This window comes from Antarcticirhabdus aurantiaca (assembly GCF_009765365.1).
Taxonomy (GTDB): Bacteria; Pseudomonadota; Alphaproteobacteria; order Rhizobiales; family Rhizobiaceae; genus Antarcticirhabdus; species Antarcticirhabdus aurantiaca.
Genome location: NZ_VTOM01000022.1, coordinates 13,661 through 32,948 on the forward strand (window position 1 = coordinate 13,661; position 19,288 = coordinate 32,948).

Consider the following 19,288-nt stretch of genomic DNA (forward strand, 5'->3'; position numbering starts at 1 on the left):
AACGGCTGGACCCATGATCGACACCATCAACACCTACGTCCTGCCGGCGCTCCTGATCATCGGGCAGAGCCTGCTCTTCCTCGTCGTCCTGCTCGTCCTCATCGCCTACATCCTGCTCGCCGACCGCAAGATCTGGGCGGCGGTGCAGATGCGGCGGGGGCCGAACGTGGTCGGTCCGTTCGGCCTGTTCCAATCCTTCGCGGACTTGCTGAAGTTCGTGCTGAAGGAGCCGGTGGTCCCGGCTTCGTCCGACAAGATCGTCTTCCTGCTGGCCCCCTTGGTCGCCGTGACGCTGGCGCTCGCGACCTTCGCCGTGGTGCCGGTCGCGGACGGCTGGGTGATCGCCGACATCAACATCGGCATCCTCTACGTCTTCGCGATCTCCTCGCTCGAGGTCTACGGCGTCATCATGGGCGGCTGGGCGTCGAATTCGAAGTACGCCTTCCTCGGCGCGCTGCGCTCGGCCGCGCAGATGGTGTCCTACGAAGTCTCGATCGGCTTCGTGATCGTCACCGTCCTGCTCTGCGTCGGCTCGCTGAACCTCACGGACATCGTCCTGGCGCAGGGCACCGGCCTCGGCACCATGATCGGGCTTCCCGGCTCGTTCCTCGACTGGCACTGGCTGCCGCTCTTCCCGATGTTCGTGATCTTCTTCATCTCGGCGCTCGCCGAGACGAACCGGCCGCCCTTCGACCTGCCGGAGGCCGAATCCGAGCTCGTCGCCGGCTTCATGGTCGAGTACGGCTCCACCCCGTACATGATGTTCATGCTCGGCGAGTACGCGGCGATCACGCTGATGTGCTGCCTGATGACCATCCTGTTCCTCGGTGGATGGCTGCCGCCCTTCGACTTCATTCCGTTCACCTGGGTGCCGGGCTTCCTCTGGTTCCTGATCAAGGTGGCCTTCTGCTTCTTCCTGTTCGCGATGGTGAAGGCCTTCGTGCCCCGCTACCGCTACGATCAGCTCATGCAGCTCGGCTGGAAGACCTTCCTGCCGCTCTCGCTGGCCGCGGTCATCATCACCGCCTTCGTGGTGCAAATCTTCGGCTGGGGCGCCGCAGCGTCCTGATCCATACGGCTTGAGAACGGTGCGGCAGTCTCGCACCGCCTTGGTCGACGAAACGACAAATCGCATGCCGCGCCCGGCCGGTTAGGCCGGGCCGGTCACCGTTCGAGCCTCTGGAGCTTTTCGCCGTGAGCGCACTCGCCCAAACCGTCCGTTCGCTGTTCCTGACCGAGTTCGTGGCCGCCTTCCGCCTGTCGATGCGCTACTTCTTCGCGCCGAAGGCGACGGTGAACTACCCCTTCGAGAAGAACCCGGTCTCGCCCCGCTTCCGCGGCGAGCACGCGCTGCGCCGCTACCCGAACGGCGAGGAGCGCTGCATCGCCTGCAAGCTCTGCGAGGCGATCTGCCCGGCGCAAGCCATCACCATCGAGGCGGGTCCGCGCCGCAACGACGGCACGCGCCGCACGGTGCGCTACGACATCGACATGGTGAAGTGCATCTACTGTGGCTTCTGCCAGGAGGCCTGCCCGGTCGACGCCATCGTCGAGGGGCCGAACTTCGAGTTCTCGACCGAAACGCGCGAGGAGCTCTACTACGACAAGGAGCGTCTGCTGGCGAACGGCGACCGCTGGGAGCGGGAGCTCGCCAGAAACATTGCGCTGGACGCGACCTACCGCTAATCCGGCGCGCGACGACGCATCTGGCTCGCGCCGCGCGTCCGGCGTTCCGCGAGCCGCAAGTCCGACCGCATCAATCCTCAGGGAGCCCCGATCATGCTGGGCCTTCAGGCGACCTTCTTCTACTTCTTCGCGCTGATCGCCGTCGGCGGCGGCCTGATGGTCGTGTTCTCGCGCAATCCCGTCCACTCGGTTCTGTTCCTGATCCTCACCTTCGTGGCGGCGGCGGGGCTCTTCCTTCTGACGGGCGCGGAGTTCCTCGCGCTGATCCTCGTGGTCGTTTATGTCGGCGCGGTGGCGATCCTGTTCCTGTTCGTGGTCATGATGCTCGACCTCGACATGGGCCGGATGAAGAAGGGGGCGCTGAAATACGCGCCCTTCGGCGCCATCATCGGCCTGGCGCTCCTCGCCCAGCTCGTGATCGCCCTGAGCGGCAGCTACCTCGCGCCCTCCACGGCGACGACGCTCGCCACCCCCATGCCGATCCCGCCGCTCGACCAGGTGACGAACATCGAGGCGCTGGGGCAGGTGCTCTACACCCGCTACATCCTCTTCTTCCAGATCGCCGGCCTCATCCTCTTCGTGGCCATGATCGGTGCCATCGTCCTGACGCTTCGCCATAAGGAGGGCGTGCGTCGCCAGTCGATCCCGGTGCAGGTCGCGCGCAATCCGAAGACCGCCATCGAGATCGTCAAGGTCGAGAGCGGCCGGGGCCTTTAAGGAAACATCCCATGGAAGTCGGTCTCGGCCACTATCTCACCGTCGGCGCCATCCTGTTCGTCACGGGCGTCTTCGGCATCTTCCTCAACCGGAAGAACATCATCACCATCCTGATGTCGGTCGAGCTGATCCTGCTCTCGGTCAACATCAACTTCGTCGCCTTCTCCGCCTTCCTGAACGACCTCGTCGGGCAGGTCTTCGCCCTGTTCATCCTCACCGTGGCGGCCGCGGAGGCCGCGATCGGCCTCGCCATCCTCGTCGTCTTCTTCCGCAACCGCGGCTCCATCGCCGTGGACGACGTCAACACGATGAAGGGCTGAGGCCGCCGTGTATACGATCATCGTCCTTCTCCCGCTCCTCGGCTTCATCATCGCCGGCCTCTTCGGCCGGCAGATCGGGCACAAGGGCGCGGAATACGTGACCTCCGGCTTCATGGTGGTCGCGGCGCTCCTGTCCTGGGTCGCCTTCATCTCCTTCTTCTTCGGAGAGGGCGAGACGCTGCGCGTGGAGCTCCTGCACTGGATGCAGTCGGGCACGCTCGACGTGTCCTGGGCGCTGCGCATCGACCGGCTGACGCTCGTCATGCTCGTCGTCGTCAACACGGTGTCGGCGCTCGTCCACATCTACTCGATCGGCTACATGCACCACGATCCGAGCCGGTCGCGCTTCTTCGCCTACCTGTCGCTCTTCACCTTCGCCATGCTCATGCTGGTGACGTCGAACAACCTCGTCCAGATGTTCTTCGGCTGGGAGGGCGTCGGCCTCGCCTCGTACCTCCTGATCGGCTTCTGGTACCAGAAGCCGTCGGCGAACAAGGCGGCGATGAAGGCCTTCGTGGTCAACCGCGTCGGCGACTTCGGCTTCGCGCTCGGCATCTTCGGCGTCTTCTACCTCTTCGGCTCGGTGAACTTCGACACGATCTTCGCCGGTGCCGCCGACCTCATGGCCGCGCACGGCGGCGAGGGCGCGGCTGCGGCAGGCGAGGGGGCCGCGCATGGCGGCGACGTGGCGCTGCAGTTCGCCGGCTGGTCGCTCTCGACCATGGGCGCCGTCACCTGCATCTGCCTGCTGCTCTTCGTCGGTGCCATGGGCAAGTCGGCCCAGCTCGGCCTTCACATCTGGCTACCCGACGCGATGGAAGGCCCGACCCCGGTCTCGGCGCTGATCCACGCCGCGACCATGGTCACCGCCGGCGTATTCCTCGTCGCGCGCATGTCGCCGCTCTTCGAGCTGAGCCACACGGCGCTGACCGTGGTGACCTTCGTCGGCGCCACCACCGCCTTCTTCGCGGCGACGGTCGGCCTCGTCCAGAACGACATCAAGCGCGTCATCGCCTATTCGACCTGCTCGCAGCTCGGCTACATGTTCGCCGCGCTCGGCGTCGGGGCCTACGGCCCGGCGATCTTCCACCTCTTCACGCACGCCTTCTTCAAGGCGCTCCTGTTCCTGGGCGCCGGCTCGGTGATCCACGCCGTCTCGGACGAGCAGGACATGCGCAACATGGGCGGCCTTCGCAAGCAAATCCCCATCACCTACTGGATGATGATGATCGGCACGCTGGCGCTGACCGGCTTCCCCTATACGGCCGGCTACTTCTCGAAGGACGCCATCGTCGAGGCGACCTTCGCCGGTCACAACGCCTTCGCCGGCTACGCCTTCATGATGCTGGTGATCGCCGCCGCGATGACGAGCTTCTATTCCTGGCGCCTCGTCTTCATGACCTTCCACGGCAAGCCGCGCGCGAGCCACGAGGTCATGCACCACGTCCACGAATCGCCGCCGGTCATGCTGGTGCCGCTCTACGTCCTCGCGGCGGGCGCGCTTCTCGCGGGCATCGTCTTCCACGCCTTCTTCATCGGCGAGGCCTATGAGGAGTTCTGGCACGGCGCGCTGTTCTCCGGCCCCGACAACCACATCCTCCACGACATGCACGAAGTGCCGGCCTGGGTGGTGTGGTCGCCGACGATCGCGATGGTTCTCGGCTTCGCGGTCGCCTACCTCTACTACATCCGCTCGCCGGGCCTGCCGGCGGCCACCGCCGCCCGCAATCCGGGGCTCTACAAGTTCCTCCTCAACAAGTGGTACTTCGACGAGCTCTACGATTTCCTGTTCGTCCGCACGGCCAAGTGGCTCGGCCGCTTCCTCTGGAAGACCGGCGACGGAAAGATCATCGACGGGCTCGGCCCCGACGGCATCTCGGCGCGCGTCCTCGACGTGACCGACCGCGTCGTGCGGCTGCAGACCGGCTATCTCTACCACTACGCCTTCGCCATGCTCATCGGCGTCGCGCTGCTGGTCACCTGGATGATGCTCGGGGGAGCGAACTGATGCTCGACTGGCCGATTCTGTCGACCGTCACCTATCTGCCCCTGGTCGGGGCGGCGCTGATCCTGTTCATCAAGGACGACAACGAGCTGGCGCGGCGGAACATCCGCAACGTCGCGCTGCTGACCACCGTCTTCACCTTCGTCCTGTCGCTCGGCATCTGGCTGGCCTTCGATCCGAGCGATCCGGGCTTCCAGATGGTGGAGCAGGCGGCCTGGCTGGGCACGGGCATCAGCTACCACATGGGCGTCGACGGCATCTCGATGCTCTTCGTCATCCTGACGACCTTCCTGATGCCGATCTGCATCCTGGCGAGCCGCGACTCCATCACGACGCGCGTCAAGGAATACATGATCGCCTTCCTCGTGCTCGAGACGCTCGTCATCGGCGTCTTCTGCGCGCTGGACATCGTGCTCTTCTACGTCTTCTTCGAAGGCTCGCTGATCCCGATGTTCCTGATCATCGGCGTCTGGGGCGGCAAGCGGCGCGTCTACGCCTCCTACAAGTTCTTCCTCTACACCTTCCTCGGCTCGGTCCTGATGCTCGTCGCCATCATGGCGATGTACTGGACCGCCGGCACGACCTCGATCCCAGAGCTCCTGGCCTTCAACTTCCCGGCCAACATGCAGACCTGGCTGTGGATCGCCTTCTTCGCCTCCTTCGCGGTGAAGATGCCGATGTGGCCGGTGCACACCTGGCTGCCGGACGCGCACGTCGAGGCGCCGACCGCGGGGTCGGTGATCCTGGCCGGCATCCTCCTGAAGCTCGGCGGCTACGGCTTCATCCGCTTCTCGCTGCCGATGTTCCCGCTGGCATCCGCCGACTTCGCGCCCTTCGTCTTCACCCTCTCGGTGGTCGCGATCGTCTACACCTCGCTGGTCGCCTTGATGCAGGAAGACATCAAGAAGCTGATCGCCTACTCGTCCGTCGCCCACATGGGTTTCGTGACCATGGGCATCTTCGCCGCCAACGAGCAGGGCGTGCAGGGCGCGATCTTCCAGATGCTCAGCCACGGCCTCATCTCCGGCGCGCTCTTCCTCTGCGTCGGCGTCGTCTACGACCGCATGCACACCCGCGACATCGCCGCCTATGGCGGTCTCGTGAACCGCATGCCGGCCTACGCCGCGATGATGCTGCTCTTCACGATGGCGAATGTCGGCCTGCCCGGCACGAGCGGCTTCGTGGGCGAGTTCCTGACCATGCTCGCGGTGTTCCGCGTCAACACCTGGGTCGCGATCTTCGCGGCGACGGGCGTCATCTGGTCGGCGGCCTACGCGCTCTGGCTCTATCGGCGGGTCATCCTCGGGGCGCTTACCAAGGAGAACCTGAAGGCGATCACCGATCTCGACCGGCGCGAGAAGATCCTTCTCTACCCGCTCGCCGTGCTCGTCGTCTTCTTCGGCGTCTATCCCATGCCCGTCTTCGACGTGACGGCCGCTTCCGTGGAGCGCCTCCTCTCGTCCTACACCGCCGCGATCGAAGCCGCCGGCTCCGTCGCCTCTGCGGCAGCCCATTGAAGGGTTCGATGATCCATGATGGCTGAAGCCTTCTCCCTGTCTCAGAGCCTCGGCATTGCCGGGCCGGAGCTCATCATGGCCGTCGGCGCCATGGTGCTCCTGATGGTCGGCGTCTTCGCCGGCGAGCGCAGCACGCAGATCGTGACGGGCCTCGCGGTGGCCCTCGTCGTCATCTCCGGGCTCTGGCTTGTCGTCGTCACGCCGACCGGCGTCGCCTTCGGCGGCTCCTTCCTGCTCGACCCCTTCGCCCGGTTCATGAAGGTGCTGGTGCTGATCGGCTCCGCATTCGCGATGGTGATGTCGGTCGGCTTCGCCTCGCGCGAGCGCTTCAATCGCTTCGAATACCCGGTGCTGATGGTCCTCTCGACCCTCGGCATGATGATCATGGTCTCGGCCGGCGACCTCATCGCGCTCTATCTCGGCCTCGAGCTGCAGTCGCTCGCGATCTACGTGCTCGCCGCGATCAACCGCGACTCGGTGCGCTCCACCGAAGCGGGTCTCAAGTACTTCGTGCTCGGCGCTCTCTCCTCGGGCATGCTGCTCTACGGTGCCTCGCTGGTCTACGGCTTCACCGGCCAGATCGAGTTCCAGGCGATCGCCCAGGCCGCCACCGCCGAGACGCGCTCGATCGGCCTCGTGATCGGCATCGTCTTCGTTCTCGCCGGCCTCGCCTTCAAGATCTCGGCCGTGCCGTTCCACATGTGGACGCCCGACGTCTACGAGGGCGCCCCGACGCCGATCACCGCCTTCATGGCCGGCGCGCCGAAGGTCGCCGCCATGGCGCTGATGGTGCGCTTCACCATCGACGGCTTCCAGAACCTTGCCGTCGACTGGCAGCAGGTCATCGTCTTCGTGTCGATCGCCTCCATGGCCTTCGGCGCCTTCGCCGCCATCGGCCAGCGCAACATCAAGCGCCTGATGGCCTATTCTTCGATCAGCCACATGGGCTACGCGCTGGTGGGCCTCGCCGCCGCCAACGTGTCGGGCGTGCGCGGCGTGCTTCTCTACATGGCGATCTACCTCGCCATGACGGTCGGCACCTTCGCGGTCATCCTCGCCATGCGCCGGGCCGAAGGGTCGGTCGAGGAGATCAACGAGCTCGCCGGGCTGTCGCGCACCAATCCGGTGATGGCCGTGGCGCTGACCGCGCTGATGCTCTCGCTCGCCGGTCTGCCGCCGCTCGCCGGCTTCTTCGCCAAGTACTTCGTCTTCATGGCGGCGGTCGAGGCGCAGCTCTATGGCCTCGCGGTGATCGGCGTCCTTTCGAGCGTGGTGGGCCTCTACTACTACCTTCGCATCGTGAAGGTGATGTGGTTCGACGAGCCGGCGGCGCCGTTCGAGCCGATGGCGCCGGAGCTGCGCTTCGCCCTCGGCGCGACCGCGCTGTTCATCTTCCCGGTCTACCTCGTGGTCGGCGGCACGGTGTTCAACGCGGCCGAAGCCGCCGCGCGCACCTTCTTCTGACGAACGGACGGAATGGCCTTCACGCTCGCGCCTACGGCGGCGCTCCAGGGATACCGGCTCGACGTGCTCGACACGGTCGGGTCGACCAACGCCGTCGCCCTGGAGCGAGCTTTGGCCGGAGAGGCAGCGCCTCTCTGGATCGTCAGCGACAATCAGGTGGCCGGGCGCGGGCGCCGTGGCCGGGTCTGGCAGGCGCCGCGGGGCAACCTCGCGGCGTCGCTTCTTTTGCGGCCGGCGGTGGCGCTTCCCGAGGCCGCGACGCTCGGCTTCGTCGCGGGTCTCGCCATCGTTGAAGCGCTCGAGGCTGTCGCGCCGCGCGCGCGATTCGAGCTGAAGTGGCCGAACGACGTGCTCGGCAATCGCTGCAAGCTCGTCGGGATTCTTCTTGAGTCGGTGGCGCTTCCCGGCGGCGGTTACGCGCTGGCCGTCGGCATCGGCGTCAACGTCGTCGGCCATCCGACCGACACTCCTTACCCCGCCACGAATTTGCGCGCGCTGGGCGCGAACTGCGGAGCGGCAGAACTGTTTCTGGCTCTATCCGATGCCTGGACGCAGGCTCACGCCCTTTGGCGCGACGGCCGCGGCCTCGGCGAGATTCGCGCGAGATGGCTGAAGCGCGCGGCGGGCCTCGGCTCGCCCGTTTCAGTCCGCACCGAGAACAGGCTGGTCGAAGGCCTGTTCGAAACGATCGATGAGGAATGCCGGCTCGTCATCCGGGAACATGACGGCACCATCGCGCGGATCGCCGCCGGAGACGTTCATTTCGGCGTCGCGGCGACCGCGAGGTCGAACACATGAAAGCAGGAGCTTGATGTCAGACACGACGCGAAAGAACGAACCGAGCCTGGTCTTCTGCCCGCTGGGCGGCATCGGCGAGATCGGCATGAACCTCGCCCTATACGGCTACGGCCCCGAGGCCGAGCGCGAATGGATCATCGTCGACTGCGGCGTGTCCTTTGCGGGTCCGGAGGCGCCGGGCGTCGACCTCGTGCTGCCCGATATCGGCTTCATCGTCGAGGAACGGCGCTCGCTGAAGGGAATCGTCATCACCCACGCGCACGAGGACCACTACGGCGCGCTCCTCGACCTTTGGCCCAAGCTGAAGGTGCCGGTCTACGCGACCCAGTTCACCGCGAGCCTCCTCGACGCCAAGCGCGAGGGTGAGCCGGGCGCGCCGAAGATTCCGGTGACGCTCTTCCAGGCCGGCGACCGCTTCAAGGTCGGCCCCTTCGACATCGAGGCGGTGAACGTCACCCACTCGATCCCCGAGCCGGTCGCGCTGGCGATCCGCACGCCGGTCGGGACCGTGGTGCACACGGGCGACTGGAAGATCGACGCCTCGCCGGCCCTCGGCCTGCCGACCGACGAGGCACGGCTGCGCGCGATCGGTGACGAGGGCGTCCTCGCGCTGGTCTGCGATTCCACCAACGCGCTGCGCGAGGGTATCAGCCCGAGCGAGTCCGAAGTCGGCGCTTCGCTCGCCGAGATCATCGCCGCCGCGAAGGGGCGGGTCATCGTCACGACCTTCTCGTCCAATGTCGGGCGCATCCGCGCCGTCGCCCAGGCCGCGGGAGAGGCGGATCGCCAGGTGCTGTTGATGGGGCGCTCGATGAAGCGCGTCGCCGACATCGCGCGCGAGCTGCACTACTTCGATGGTCTTCCGGACTTTCTCGACGAATCGAGCTTCGGCTACATCCCGCGCGAGAAGGCGGTGATCATCCTCACCGGCAGCCAGGGCGAGCCGCGGGCGGCGTTGGCGCGCCTCGCGCGGGACGACCATCCCTCGGTCGGCCTGTCCAAGGGCGATCTCGTGATCTTCTCCTCGCGCTCGATCCCGGGCAACGAGAAGGCGATCAACGACATCAAGAACGGCCTGATCGAGCGCGGAGTAGAGGTCCTCGAGGACGGGGGCAAGCTGGTGCACGTTTCCGGCCATCCGCGTCGTGCCGAGCTCCGGCAGATGTACGAGTGGACCCGTCCCAGGATCGCCGTGCCGGCGCACGGCGAGGCCGCGCATCTTGCCGCCCACGCCAAGCTCGCCGGCGAGATGGGCGTGCGCGAAGTGGTGCAGATCCGGGATGGCAAGATGGTCCGGCTCGGCCCGGGGCCTGCCGAGATCATCGACGAGGTTCCGGTCGGACGGCTCTACAAGGACGGTCGGCTCATCGGCAGCGACGTCGAGATGGGCATCGCCGAGCGGCGGCGTCTGTCCTTCGCCGGCCACGTCACGCTCTGCGTCGAGCTGACCGCCAAGTTCGAGCTGCGCCACGATCCCGAGCTCGTCGCGATCGGCCTGCCGCAGGACGACGGGCAGGGCGAGGAGATGGAGGAGGTCCTCATCGACGCGGCTGTCGGCGCGATCGATTCGATCCCCAAGAACCGGCGCAAGGATCCCGAACTCGTGCGCGAGGCGGTGCGTCGCGCCGTGCGTGCGGCCGCGGCCGACGTGTGGGGCAAGAAGCCGATCGTCACGGTCTTCGTGGCGCTGGCCTGAGCAGGCGCGGGGTAGGGCGGAATAATGGGCTGGGTGACCGGACTGGCGATCTTCTTCGTGATCTGGTGGACGGTGCTCTTCGCCGTCCTCCCCTTCGGGGTGCGCAGCCAGATCGAGGAAGGCGAGGTGGTGCCGGGATCGGCGGACGGCGCACCTGCCCAGCCCCGCATGCTGCGCAAGATCATCCAGACGACGATCGTCTCCCTGATCGTCTTCGCGCTTTACTACCTGGTGACCGAGATCATCGGCATCGGCGTCGACGACCTGCCGAACTTCGTGCCGAACGTCTGAACCCGCCGCGGCGGAACAAAAAAAGCGGGGCTCACGCCCCGCTTTTGGAAGTTTCAGCAGCCTGGATTCCTCACCGGCCTCGCGGCGGGGCAGCAACGGACGTTGCGCCGGAAATCACGTCCTCCCTGACGAGACTGCTTAAGAAGTGGGCGTCTTGCTGACGCTTTTCTATGCGGCCGAAATCTATCGGCGGCTTATGCTTTTGTCACGCGGAATCTCAAGGGTGTGACGCAAATTTGTCGTGCTGTCCGATCTTGCGATTTTTCCCGCGACCAGCGGGCTGACGCGAGGCTGCCGGCAGGCGGTTCCTTCTCCCCGCGCGATGCTTTATGACGCGGCGAACCCGAGCCGCGCCCGCGCTGCGGCCGCCCTCTTCGACTGGACGAACCGCATGCGCCTGTCGCGATATTTCCTGCCGATCCTGAAAGAAACGCCCAAGGAAGCCGAGATCGTCTCGCACCGGCTCATGCTGCGCGCCGGCATGATCCGCCAGCAGGCGGCCGGCATCTATTCCTGGCTGCCCTTGGGCAAGCGCGTCCTCGACAAGGTTTGCCGGATCATCCGCGAAGAGCAGGATCGCTCGGGGGCGCTCGAGATCATGATGCCGACCATCCAGTCGGCCGATCTCTGGCGCGAGAGCGGGCGCTACGACGACTACGGCAAGGAGATGCTGCGCATCGAGGACCGGCACGAGCGCGAGCTTCTGTTCGGCCCGACCAACGAGGAGATGGTGACGGACATCTTCCGGTCCTACGTCCGCTCCTACAAGGACCTGCCGCTGAACCTTTACCACATCCAGTGGAAGTTCCGGGACGAGGTGCGCCCGCGCTTCGGCGTCATGCGCTCGCGCGAGTTCCTGATGAAGGACGCCTACTCCTTCGACATCGACTACGAGGCCTCCAAGACGGCCTACGACCGCATGTTCGTGGCCTATCTCCGCACCTTCGAGCGGCTCGGCCTCCAGGCGATCCCGATGCGCGCCGACACCGGCCCGATCGGCGGCGAGCTGAGCCACGAATTCATCATCCTGGCCTCGACCGGCGAGAGCGCCGTGTTCTGCCACAAGGACTACCTCTCGCTGACGACGCCCGGCTCCGAGGTCGATTTCAGCGATGCGGGCCAGCTCGCCTCCATCGTGAAGACCTGGACGACGCCCTACGCGGCGACCGAGGAGATGCACGACGAAGCCGCCTGGAACGCGCTGCCGGAGAACGAGCGCGTCGCGGCGCGCGGCATCGAGGTCGGCCACATCTTCCACTTCGGCACCAAGTATTCCGAGCCGATGGGCGCCGTGGTCACCGGCCCCTACGGCAAGGACGTGCCGGTGCAGATGGGCTCCTACGGCATCGGTCCCTCGCGCCTCATCGCTGCGATCATCGAGGCGAGCCACGACGAGAACGGCATCGTCTGGCCGCGTTCTGTCGCGCCCTTCGAGGTCGGCCTCGTCAACATGAAGCCGGGCGACGCGCAGTGCGACGCGATCTGCGAGCGGCTCTATGCCGAGCTGGAAGCGGCCGGCATGGACGTCCTCTACGACGACGAGGACACGCGCGCCGGCGCCAAGTTCGCGACGATGGACCTCATCGGCGTGCCGTTCCAGGTGATCGTCGGCCCGCGCGGGGCAGCGGCCGGCGAGGCCGAGATCAAGGTGCGCGCCGACGGCTCGCGCTTCACCCTGCCGGTCGACGGCGTCGTCGCGAGGCTCTCCGCGTGAGCGTCTCGGCCGAGGCGAGCGCGGCCGTCGCCGCCAAGCCGCCGCAGACGGCGGGCGGCACGAAGCCATTCTCGCCCTTCGAGTGGATCATCGCCGGCCGGTATCTGCGCGCCCGTCGGCGGGATGCGGGCGTGTCCGTCATCGCCGGCTTCTCCTTTCTCGGGATCCTCGTCGGCGTCGCCGCGCTGATCATCGTCATGTCGGTGATGAACGGCTTCCGCGCCGAGCTCCTCGACCGCATCCTCGGCGTCAACGGCCACATCGTCCTGTATCCGATCGACCGGCCGCTGGACGACTTCGACGAGGTCGCCAGGCGGATCGACGCCGTCGACGGCGTGCGCTTCACCATGCCCATGGTGCAGGGTCAGGTGCTGGCCTCCGGTCCGGGACGCGGCAATACGGGCGCGCTCGTCAAGGGCGTGCGCGGCGCCGACCTCCTGAAGCTTCAGCCGGTGTCCGGCAGCCTCAAGCAGGGGACCCTCGACGGCTTCGACGAGAGTGGCGGCGTCGCCGTCGGCTCGCGGCTGGCCGAGCAGCTGGGCCTGCAGCTCGGCGACCTCGTCACCCTGATCTCGCCGGAAGGCGACGTGACGCCGTTCGGCACGTCGCCGCGCGTCAAAGCCTATCCCGTCACCGCGATCTTCGACGTCGGCATGTCGCAGATCGACGCGAGCTACGTCTACATGCCCTTCTCAGAAGCGCAGCTCTACTTCAACCAGGAGGGCACGGCCGGCGCCATCGAGGTGTTTGTCGACCGTCCGGACGAGGTGAACCTCTACGGCGAGCGCATCGACCAGGCCGCCGGGCGCCCGCTCTTCCTGTCGAACTGGCAGATGCAGGACCAGTCCTTCTTCAACGCGCTGCAGGTCGAGCGCAACGTCATGTTCATCATTCTGACGCTGATCGTCCTCGTCGCGGCGCTGAACATCATCTCCGGCCTCTTCATGCTGGTGAAGGACAAGGGGCGCGACATCGCGATCCTTCGCACCATGGGCGCCACGAAGGGCGCTGTCATGCGCGTCTTCTTCATCACGGGCGCGGCGATCGGCTTCACGGGCACGCTCGCCGGCTTCCTGATCGGGCTCCTGTTCTGCCTCAACATCGAGAACATCCGGCAGTTCTTCTCCTGGCTGTCGGGGCGCACGCTCTTCGACCCGGAATTCTACTTCCTCAGCCAGCTTCCGGCGAAGGTCGATGCGACCGAGGTGCTGCTGGTCGTCGGCATGGCGATCGGCCTCTCGTTCCTCGCCACCATCCTGCCGTCCTGGCGGGCCTCGCGGCTCGATCCGGTCGAGGCGCTGCGCTACGAATGAGCACGGTCATGAACCCCGCCATGCGGCTCGAATCCATCGAGCGCCGCTTCGTTCAGGGCGAACAGCGCCTGACGATCCTCGACAAGGCCGAGATGACCTTGATGCCCGGCGAGATGGTGGCGCTCGTCGCTCCGTCCGGCGCCGGCAAGTCGACGCTCCTCCACATCGCCGGCCTCCTGGAGCGGCCGGATGGCGGCGAGATCCTCATCGACGGCAAGCCCTGCGGCACGATGGACGACGAGAAGCGCACGGCCATGCGCCGCCGTTCGATCGGCTTCGTCTACCAGTTCCACCACCTCCTGCCGGAGTTCTCCGCTTTGGAGAACGTCATGCTGCCGCAGATGATCGGCGGACAGACGCGCGCGCAGGCCTCCGAGCGGGCGCGCCGGCTCCTCGACTATATGCGCGTCGGCCAGCGGGCGACGCATCGGCCGGCCGAGCTGTCGGGCGGCGAGCAGCAGCGCGTCGCGATCGCCCGCGCCGTCGCCAACAGCCCGCACGTCCTTCTGGCCGACGAGCCGACGGGCAATCTCGACCCGCAGACCTCGGCCTACGTCTTCGAGGCGCTGACCGCCTTGGTGCGCCAGTCGGGCGTCGCCGCGCTGATCGCGACCCACAACCACGAGCTGGCCTCCCGCATGGACCGGACCGTGACGCTCTCCGGCGGCCTCATCGTGCCGCACAGCTTCGGCTGAACGGCAAGCCTTTCCTAACCACGATCGCAGACGAGACGCGCCGCGCCGGAACGTCCGGCGCGGCGCCTTGACTCGTGCCGAGTGATAGAACAAAAAAGGAACATAGGAACCAAACGGGAACTCGGCTCATGCTCGGAATGGTCAAGGACGTCGCCTCCCTCGTTGCCATCTCGGCGTTCGTCTGCTCGCTCGCTCTTCTGCTGCACGCCATCTAAACGGCGGAGACCATTGGATAGAGGCGGGGAGGGCTCGACTCGCGGACACCCCGGAGTCAGCCTCGCGCCGGGCGAGTCGAGGCACGGTCTCGGCTCGACGAAAGACATGCAGGAGAACGGTCATGGCGGATGCGGCAACGATCGGAGCGTCGCAGGCAACCGCCGTCGGCGGCGAGCCGCGCTTCATCCACCTGCGCGTCCACAGCGCCTATTCGCTTCTGGAAGGCGCGCTGAAGATCCCGCAGATCGTCAAGCACGCCAAGGCGGACAAGGCGCCGGCCATCGCCATCTGCGACACCAACAACCTCTTCGGCGCGCTGGAATTCTCGGAAAAGTGCGCCGATTCCGGCGTCCAGCCGATCGTCGGCTGCCAGCTCGACGTCCTGTTCTCGGACGCAGGCGAGGATCTGGGCTCGGGCCGCGGCGCCAAGGCCGTGCCGGCAATCGCCCCGCTCGTTCTCATCGCGGCGTCCGACAAGGGCTTCGAGAACCTCGTCGACCTCGTGTCGCGCGCCTATCTCGCCCATGACGGCGATGCGCGCCCGCACATCCGCGCGGAATGGATGGAGGGACGCACCGAGGGCGTCATCTGCCTGTCGGGCGGGCCGCTCGGACCGATCGGGCTCGCCTTTTCCGGCGACCGGCCGGCGCTGGCGCAGGGTCGGCTGGAAGCGCTCGCCGGCTTCTTCGGCGACCGTCTCTATGTCGAGCTGCAACGACCGACCGGCTACTCGCGCCGGATCGAGGCGGACACCGTGAACCTCGCCTACGAGATGGGCCTTCCCATCGTCGCGACGAACGACAGCTACTTCTTCTGCCCGGACGACTTCGAGGCGCACGACGCGCTGATGGCCGTCGCGTCGAACCGCCTCGTCAGCCACGAGGATCGCCGCCGACTGACGGTCGATCACTGCCTGAAGTCGCAGGATGCGATGGTGGCGCTGTTTTCGGACCTGCCGGAGGCGCTGGAGAACACGATCGAGATCGCCAAGCGCTGCGCATTTCGGCCGCGCACCCGCAAGCCAATCCTGCCGCGCTTCGCCGGTGCCGACGCAGAGCCCGCCGCGGCCGAGCTGGCCGAGACCGCCGAGCTGCGGCGGCAGGCGGAGGAGGGGCTGGAGGCGCGGCTGAAGGCGCATGGCTGCGCCCCCGGCATCTCGGAAGACGCCTATCGCGAGCGCCTCGCCTTCGAGCTCTCGGTCATCGAGCGCATGAAGTTTCCCGGCTACTTCCTGATCGTGTCGGACTTCATCAAGTGGGCGAAGTCGCAAGGGATCCCGGTCGGCCCGGGCCGCGGCTCGGGCGCCGGCTCGCTCGTCGCCTGGTCGCTGACCATCACCGACCTCGATCCCCTGCGTTTCGCGCTGCTGTTCGAACGCTTCCTCAATCCCGACCGCGTCTCGATGCCGGACTTCGACATCGACTTCTGCCAGGACCGGCGCGAGGAGGTGATCCGCTACGTCCAGCAGCGCTACGGCCGCCAGCAGGTCGCGCAGATCATCACCTTCGGCTCGATGCAGGCGCGCGCCGTGCTGCGCGACGTCGGCCGCGTTCTGGAGATGAGCTACGGCCACGTCGACAAGCTCTGCAAGATGGTGCCGGCCAACCCCGCCAATCCGGTGACGCTCGGCCAGGCACTCGAGGACGAGCCGCGGCTCAAGGAGGCGATGGAGAAGGAGGAGGTCGTCGACCGGCTGATCAAGATCGCCTTGAAGCTCGAAGGCCTCTACCGCCACGCCTCGACCCACGCCGCCGGCATCGTGATCGGCGACCGGCCGCTGTCGCAGCTCGTCCCGATGTACCGCGATCCGCGCTCCGACATGCCGGTGACGCAGTACAACATGAAGTGGGTCGAACAGGCCGGCCTCGTGAAGTTCGACTTCCTCGGCCTCAAGACCCTGACGACGCTGCAGACGGCGGTGAAGCTCATCGCCCGCAAGGGCATCGACATCGACCTTTCGGCCGTGCCGCTCGACGACGAGAAGTCCTACCAGCTGCTCACCCGCGGCGAGACGGTCGGCGTGTTCCAGGTGGAATCGGCCGGCATGCGCAAGGCGCTGATCGGCATGCGGCCGGACCGCTTCGAGGACATCATCGCCCTCGTCGCGCTCTACCGTCCCGGCCCGATGGAGAACATCCCGGTCTACAACGCCCGCAAGCACGGCGAGGAGGAGGTGGAGATCATCCACCCCAAGATCGAGCCGATCCTGCGCGAGACCCAAGGGGTCATCGTGTACCAGGAGCAGGTGATGCAGATCGCCCAGGTGCTCGCCGGCTACACGCTTGGCGAAGCCGATCTCCTGCGCCGCGCCATGGGCAAGAAGATCCGCGCGGAGATGGACAAGCAGCGCGTCCGCTTCGTCGAGGGCTCGATCGAGAATGGGCTGAAGAAGGAGCAGGCGAACCTTATCTTCGACCTGCTGGCGAAGTTCGCCGATTACGGCTTCAACAAGTCGCACGCCGCCGCCTACGCGCTCGTCTCGTACCACACGGCCTATCTCAAGGCGAACTACCCGACCGAGTTCCTCGCCGCCTCGATGACGCTCGACGTCGGCAACACGGACAAGCTCAACGACTTCCGCCGCGACGCCATGCGCCTCGGCATCGAGGTCGTGCCGCCTTCCGTCCAGACCTCGTACAAGGCCTTCGAAGTCGAGGAGAAGCGCATCTTCTACGCGCTCTCGGCCGTGAAGGGCGTCGGCGAGCAGGCGGTGGAGCACATCGTCGAGAAGCGTGGGGAGACGGGCTTCGCGAGCCTCGAGGACTTCTGCGCCAAGATCGACCCCAAGATCGTGGGCAAGCGGACGCTGGAGCAGCTGATCCTCGCCGGCGCGCTCGACTGTTTCGGCCACGACCGGGCGCGCCTCTTCGGCAACGTCGACAAGATGACCGCCTACGCGGCCATGGTGACGGGCGGACGCAACTCGGGACAGGGCGACATCTTCGGGAGCCTCGCCGGCGGCCAGCCGGAGCCGCTGCGCCTCGCCGAGGTCGAGAGCTGGACCTCGACCGAGAAGCTGATGCGCGAATTCGGCGCGATCGGCTTCTATATCTCGGCACACCCGCTCGACGACTACGCCTCGGCGCTGAAGCGCCTGAAGGTTCAGAGCTACGCCGAGGTGTCGGCTTCGGCCAAGAAGGGCGCCTCGGCCGCGCGCATCGCGGGCACGGTGATCTCGCGCCAGGAGAAAAAGACCAAGACCGGCAACAAGCTCGGCATCGTCAACCTCTCGGATGCGAGCGGCCAGTACGAGGTGGTGCTATTCTCGGAAACGCTCTACGCCTTCCGCGACATGCTGGAGCCGGGCACCTCGGTGATCATCACCGCGGGCGTCGAGGAGCGGCCGGAAGGCATCTCGCTGCGCGTCTCGAACGTCCAGTCGCTGGAGGAAGAGGCGGCGCGCATGCAGAAGGGGCTGCGCGTCGTGATGAAGAGCGCCAAGCCCATCCCGAGTGTCCAGAAGTTCCTGGTCGACGGCGGTGACGCGGAGGTTTCCGTCGTGCTGCGCGGGAGCGAAGGCGACCGCGAGATCGAAATCGCCCTGCCGGGCCGCTACCGCGTCTCGCCCCAGCTCGCCAGCGCCATGCGCGCCGCGCCCGGCATCGAGGAAGTCCACCTCCTCTAGAGCGGCAGGGCCAGTTGGCTCAGCGCCGGCGAGCCGTCCTCCTCGAAGGCCGACAGGGTGACCCCCAGGAGGCGGACGCCCTTCTCGACGGGGAGGACGCCGTCGAGAAGCTGGAAGGCGGCGTCCTCCACGGCCTCGAAGGAGGCGAAGGGCAGGGCGCCCGAGCGGCTGCGGGTGATGATCCGGAAGTCGGCGAACTTCACCTTCAGCGTCACCGTCCGTCCGAGGAGGCGGTGCGTCTCGCAATGCCGGCGGACCTTGGCGACGAGCGGGCGGATCGCCTTGCGCATCGCCTCGCGCTCGTGGAGGTCGGCGAAGAAGGTTTTCTCGGCGCCGACCGACTTGCGGATGCGATCGGGCCGCACGGGGCGCTCGTCGATGCCGCGCGCGATGTCGTGATAGTGCCCTCCGGCCTTGCCGAAATGCGCGTTGAGGAAGGCGAGGCTGCAGGCGCGAAGGTCCGCGCCGGTGCGGATGCCGAGTGCCGCCATGCGCTTTTCCGTCGCCGGCCCGACGCCGTGGAACTTGCCGACCGACAGCGTCTCCACGAAGCCCGGCCCCATGGCCGGCGTCACGACAAAGAGCCCATCCGGCTTCTTCTGCTCGCAGGCGAGCTTGGCCAGGAACTTGTTGTAGGACACGCCCGCCGAGGCGGTGAGGCCCGTGCGCTCGCGGATCGCCGAGCGGATGCGCTCGGCCACCATCGTCGCCGTCGGCAGGCCCTGCCGGTTCTCGGTCACGTCGAGATAGGCCTCGTCGAGCGACAGCGGCTCGATCAGGTCTGTGTGCTCGGCGAAGATCTCGCGGATCTCGCCGGAGACCGCCTTGTAGACGTCGAAGCGCGGCTTGACGAAGACGAGATCCGGGCAGCGACGCCGGGCGGTCACCGAGGGCATGGCCGAGCGCACGCCGAAGGCGCGCGCCTCGTAGCTCGCGGCCGCCACGACCCCGCGCTGGCTCGAACCGCCGACGGCGACGGGCTGCCCGCGCAGAAGGGGATCGTCGCGCTGCTCGACGGATGCGTAGAAGGCGTCCATGTCGACGTGGATGATCTTGCGCAGGCGCGGGCGCTCGGCCGACGCGGCATGCTGGCCGTGGTCGATCGCCTCGTCACTGATCGTCGGCCCGACGGCCGCCGCGCCCCATGCCATATCGATTTCGCGTCCGTTGCTTCGCTCCCCGACTCAGCGCGGAAGAACGAAAGAGAAACGGATGATCGACCGATCCGGCC

15 protein-coding genes are annotated in these 19,288 nt (G+C 66.8%); 14 read left to right on the top strand and 1 reads right to left on the bottom strand.

Annotated features, from left to right (window positions below):
- The first annotated feature begins 13 nt into the window (after positions 1-13).
- The 14 genes from nuoH (at position 14) to dnaE (ending at position 18,057) form a co-directional block, all read left to right on the top strand.
- The gene (gene nuoH, locus FZN60_RS22100) at positions 14-1,069 is read left to right on the top strand and encodes an NADH-quinone oxidoreductase subunit NuoH (RefSeq protein ID WP_158875690.1); all 1,056 of its coding nucleotides are present in this window, start codon (positions 14-16) and stop codon (positions 1,067-1,069) included.
- Between the two features lie 125 nt (positions 1,070-1,194).
- Positions 1,195-1,686 carry an NADH-quinone oxidoreductase subunit NuoI gene (nuoI, locus tag FZN60_RS22105; RefSeq protein ID WP_158875691.1) on the top strand — a complete coding sequence of 164 codons (492 nt, stop codon included), beginning with the start codon at positions 1,195-1,197 and terminating at the stop codon, positions 1,684-1,686.
- A gap of 96 nt (positions 1,687-1,782) precedes the next feature.
- Positions 1,783-2,403: an NADH-quinone oxidoreductase subunit J gene (locus FZN60_RS22110; protein WP_199266627.1), complete on the top strand. Its 621-nt coding sequence runs from the start codon at positions 1,783-1,785 to the stop codon at positions 2,401-2,403.
- Between the two features lie 11 nt (positions 2,404-2,414).
- Positions 2,415-2,723, top strand: coding sequence for an NADH-quinone oxidoreductase subunit NuoK (gene nuoK, locus FZN60_RS22115; RefSeq protein WP_158875693.1), 309 nt, complete (start codon positions 2,415-2,417; stop codon positions 2,721-2,723).
- 7 nt (positions 2,724-2,730) lie between these two features.
- Positions 2,731-4,731, top strand: coding sequence for an NADH-quinone oxidoreductase subunit L (gene nuoL / locus FZN60_RS22120; RefSeq protein WP_158875694.1), 2,001 nt, complete (start codon positions 2,731-2,733; stop codon positions 4,729-4,731).
- Positions 4,731-6,245, top strand: coding sequence for an NADH-quinone oxidoreductase subunit M (locus FZN60_RS22125; protein ID WP_158875695.1), 1,515 nt, complete (start codon positions 4,731-4,733; stop codon positions 6,243-6,245). Before nuoL ends, FZN60_RS22125 begins: the two co-directional genes overlap by 1 nt.
- Before the next feature lie 18 nt (positions 6,246-6,263).
- Complete coding sequence (gene nuoN / locus FZN60_RS22130) at positions 6,264-7,709, top strand: NADH-quinone oxidoreductase subunit NuoN (RefSeq protein WP_422570298.1); 1,446 nt, start codon at positions 6,264-6,266, stop codon at positions 7,707-7,709.
- Between the two features lie 12 nt (positions 7,710-7,721).
- Positions 7,722-8,507, top strand: a complete 786-nt coding sequence (locus tag FZN60_RS22135) for a biotin--[acetyl-CoA-carboxylase] ligase (RefSeq protein WP_158875697.1) — start codon at positions 7,722-7,724, stop codon at positions 8,505-8,507.
- Between the two features lie 13 nt (positions 8,508-8,520).
- Complete coding sequence (locus FZN60_RS22140; RefSeq protein WP_158875698.1) at positions 8,521-10,203, top strand: ribonuclease J; 1,683 nt, start codon at positions 8,521-8,523, stop codon at positions 10,201-10,203.
- A gap of 24 nt (positions 10,204-10,227) precedes the next feature.
- On the top strand, positions 10,228-10,494 hold the full coding sequence (locus tag FZN60_RS22145) for a DUF1467 family protein (RefSeq protein WP_158875699.1): 267 nt from the start codon (positions 10,228-10,230) through the stop codon (positions 10,492-10,494).
- A 391-nt stretch (positions 10,495-10,885) separates the two neighbouring features.
- Complete coding sequence (gene proS, locus FZN60_RS22150; protein ID WP_158875700.1) at positions 10,886-12,208, top strand: proline--tRNA ligase; 1,323 nt, start codon at positions 10,886-10,888, stop codon at positions 12,206-12,208.
- Positions 12,205-13,521, top strand: coding sequence for a lipoprotein-releasing ABC transporter permease subunit (locus tag FZN60_RS22155; RefSeq protein WP_158875701.1), 1,317 nt, complete (start codon positions 12,205-12,207; stop codon positions 13,519-13,521). The genes proS and FZN60_RS22155 overlap by 4 nt, the downstream gene beginning before the upstream one ends.
- Positions 13,522-13,529: 8 nt before the next feature.
- Positions 13,530-14,216, top strand: a complete 687-nt coding sequence (locus FZN60_RS22160; RefSeq protein WP_158875765.1) for an ABC transporter ATP-binding protein — start codon at positions 13,530-13,532, stop codon at positions 14,214-14,216.
- 337 nt (positions 14,217-14,553) lie between these two features.
- Positions 14,554-18,057, top strand: coding sequence for a DNA polymerase III subunit alpha (gene dnaE / locus FZN60_RS22165; RefSeq protein WP_158875702.1), 3,504 nt, complete (start codon positions 14,554-14,556; stop codon positions 18,055-18,057).
- Here the strand turns inward: dnaE and dinB are convergent.
- Positions 18,054-19,094, bottom strand: a complete 1,041-nt coding sequence (gene dinB / locus FZN60_RS22170; protein ID WP_246727071.1) for a DNA polymerase IV — start codon at positions 19,092-19,094, stop codon at positions 18,054-18,056. The two genes, dnaE and dinB, sit on opposite strands and share 4 nt — an antisense overlap.
- Positions 19,095-19,288 lie beyond the last annotated feature (194 nt).

Bases quoted from the DNA above. Each gene is read 5' to 3' on its own strand.
- dnaE (WP_158875702.1), top strand. From the start codon at position 14,554: ATGGCGGATGCGGCAACGATCGGAGCGTCGCAGGCAACCGCCGTCGGC.
- nuoK (WP_158875693.1), top strand. From the start codon at position 2,415: ATGGAAGTCGGTCTCGGCCACTATCTCACCGTCGGCGCCATCCTGTTC.
- nuoN (WP_422570298.1), top strand. From the start codon at position 6,264: ATGGCTGAAGCCTTCTCCCTGTCTCAGAGCCTCGGCATTGCCGGGCCG.
- FZN60_RS22160 (WP_158875765.1), top strand. From the start codon at position 13,530: ATGAACCCCGCCATGCGGCTCGAATCCATCGAGCGCCGCTTCGTTCAG.
- proS (WP_158875700.1), top strand. From the start codon at position 10,886: ATGCGCCTGTCGCGATATTTCCTGCCGATCCTGAAAGAAACGCCCAAG.
- FZN60_RS22135 (WP_158875697.1), top strand. From the start codon at position 7,722: ATGGCCTTCACGCTCGCGCCTACGGCGGCGCTCCAGGGATACCGGCTC.
- FZN60_RS22140 (WP_158875698.1), top strand. From the start codon at position 8,521: ATGTCAGACACGACGCGAAAGAACGAACCGAGCCTGGTCTTCTGCCCG.
- nuoH (WP_158875690.1), top strand. From the start codon at position 14: ATGATCGACACCATCAACACCTACGTCCTGCCGGCGCTCCTGATCATC.
- FZN60_RS22125 (WP_158875695.1), top strand. From the start codon at position 4,731: ATGCTCGACTGGCCGATTCTGTCGACCGTCACCTATCTGCCCCTGGTC.
- FZN60_RS22145 (WP_158875699.1), top strand. From the start codon at position 10,228: ATGGGCTGGGTGACCGGACTGGCGATCTTCTTCGTGATCTGGTGGACG.
- dinB (WP_246727071.1), bottom strand. From the start codon at position 19,094: ATGGACGCCTTCTACGCATCCGTCGAGCAGCGCGACGATCCCCTTCTG.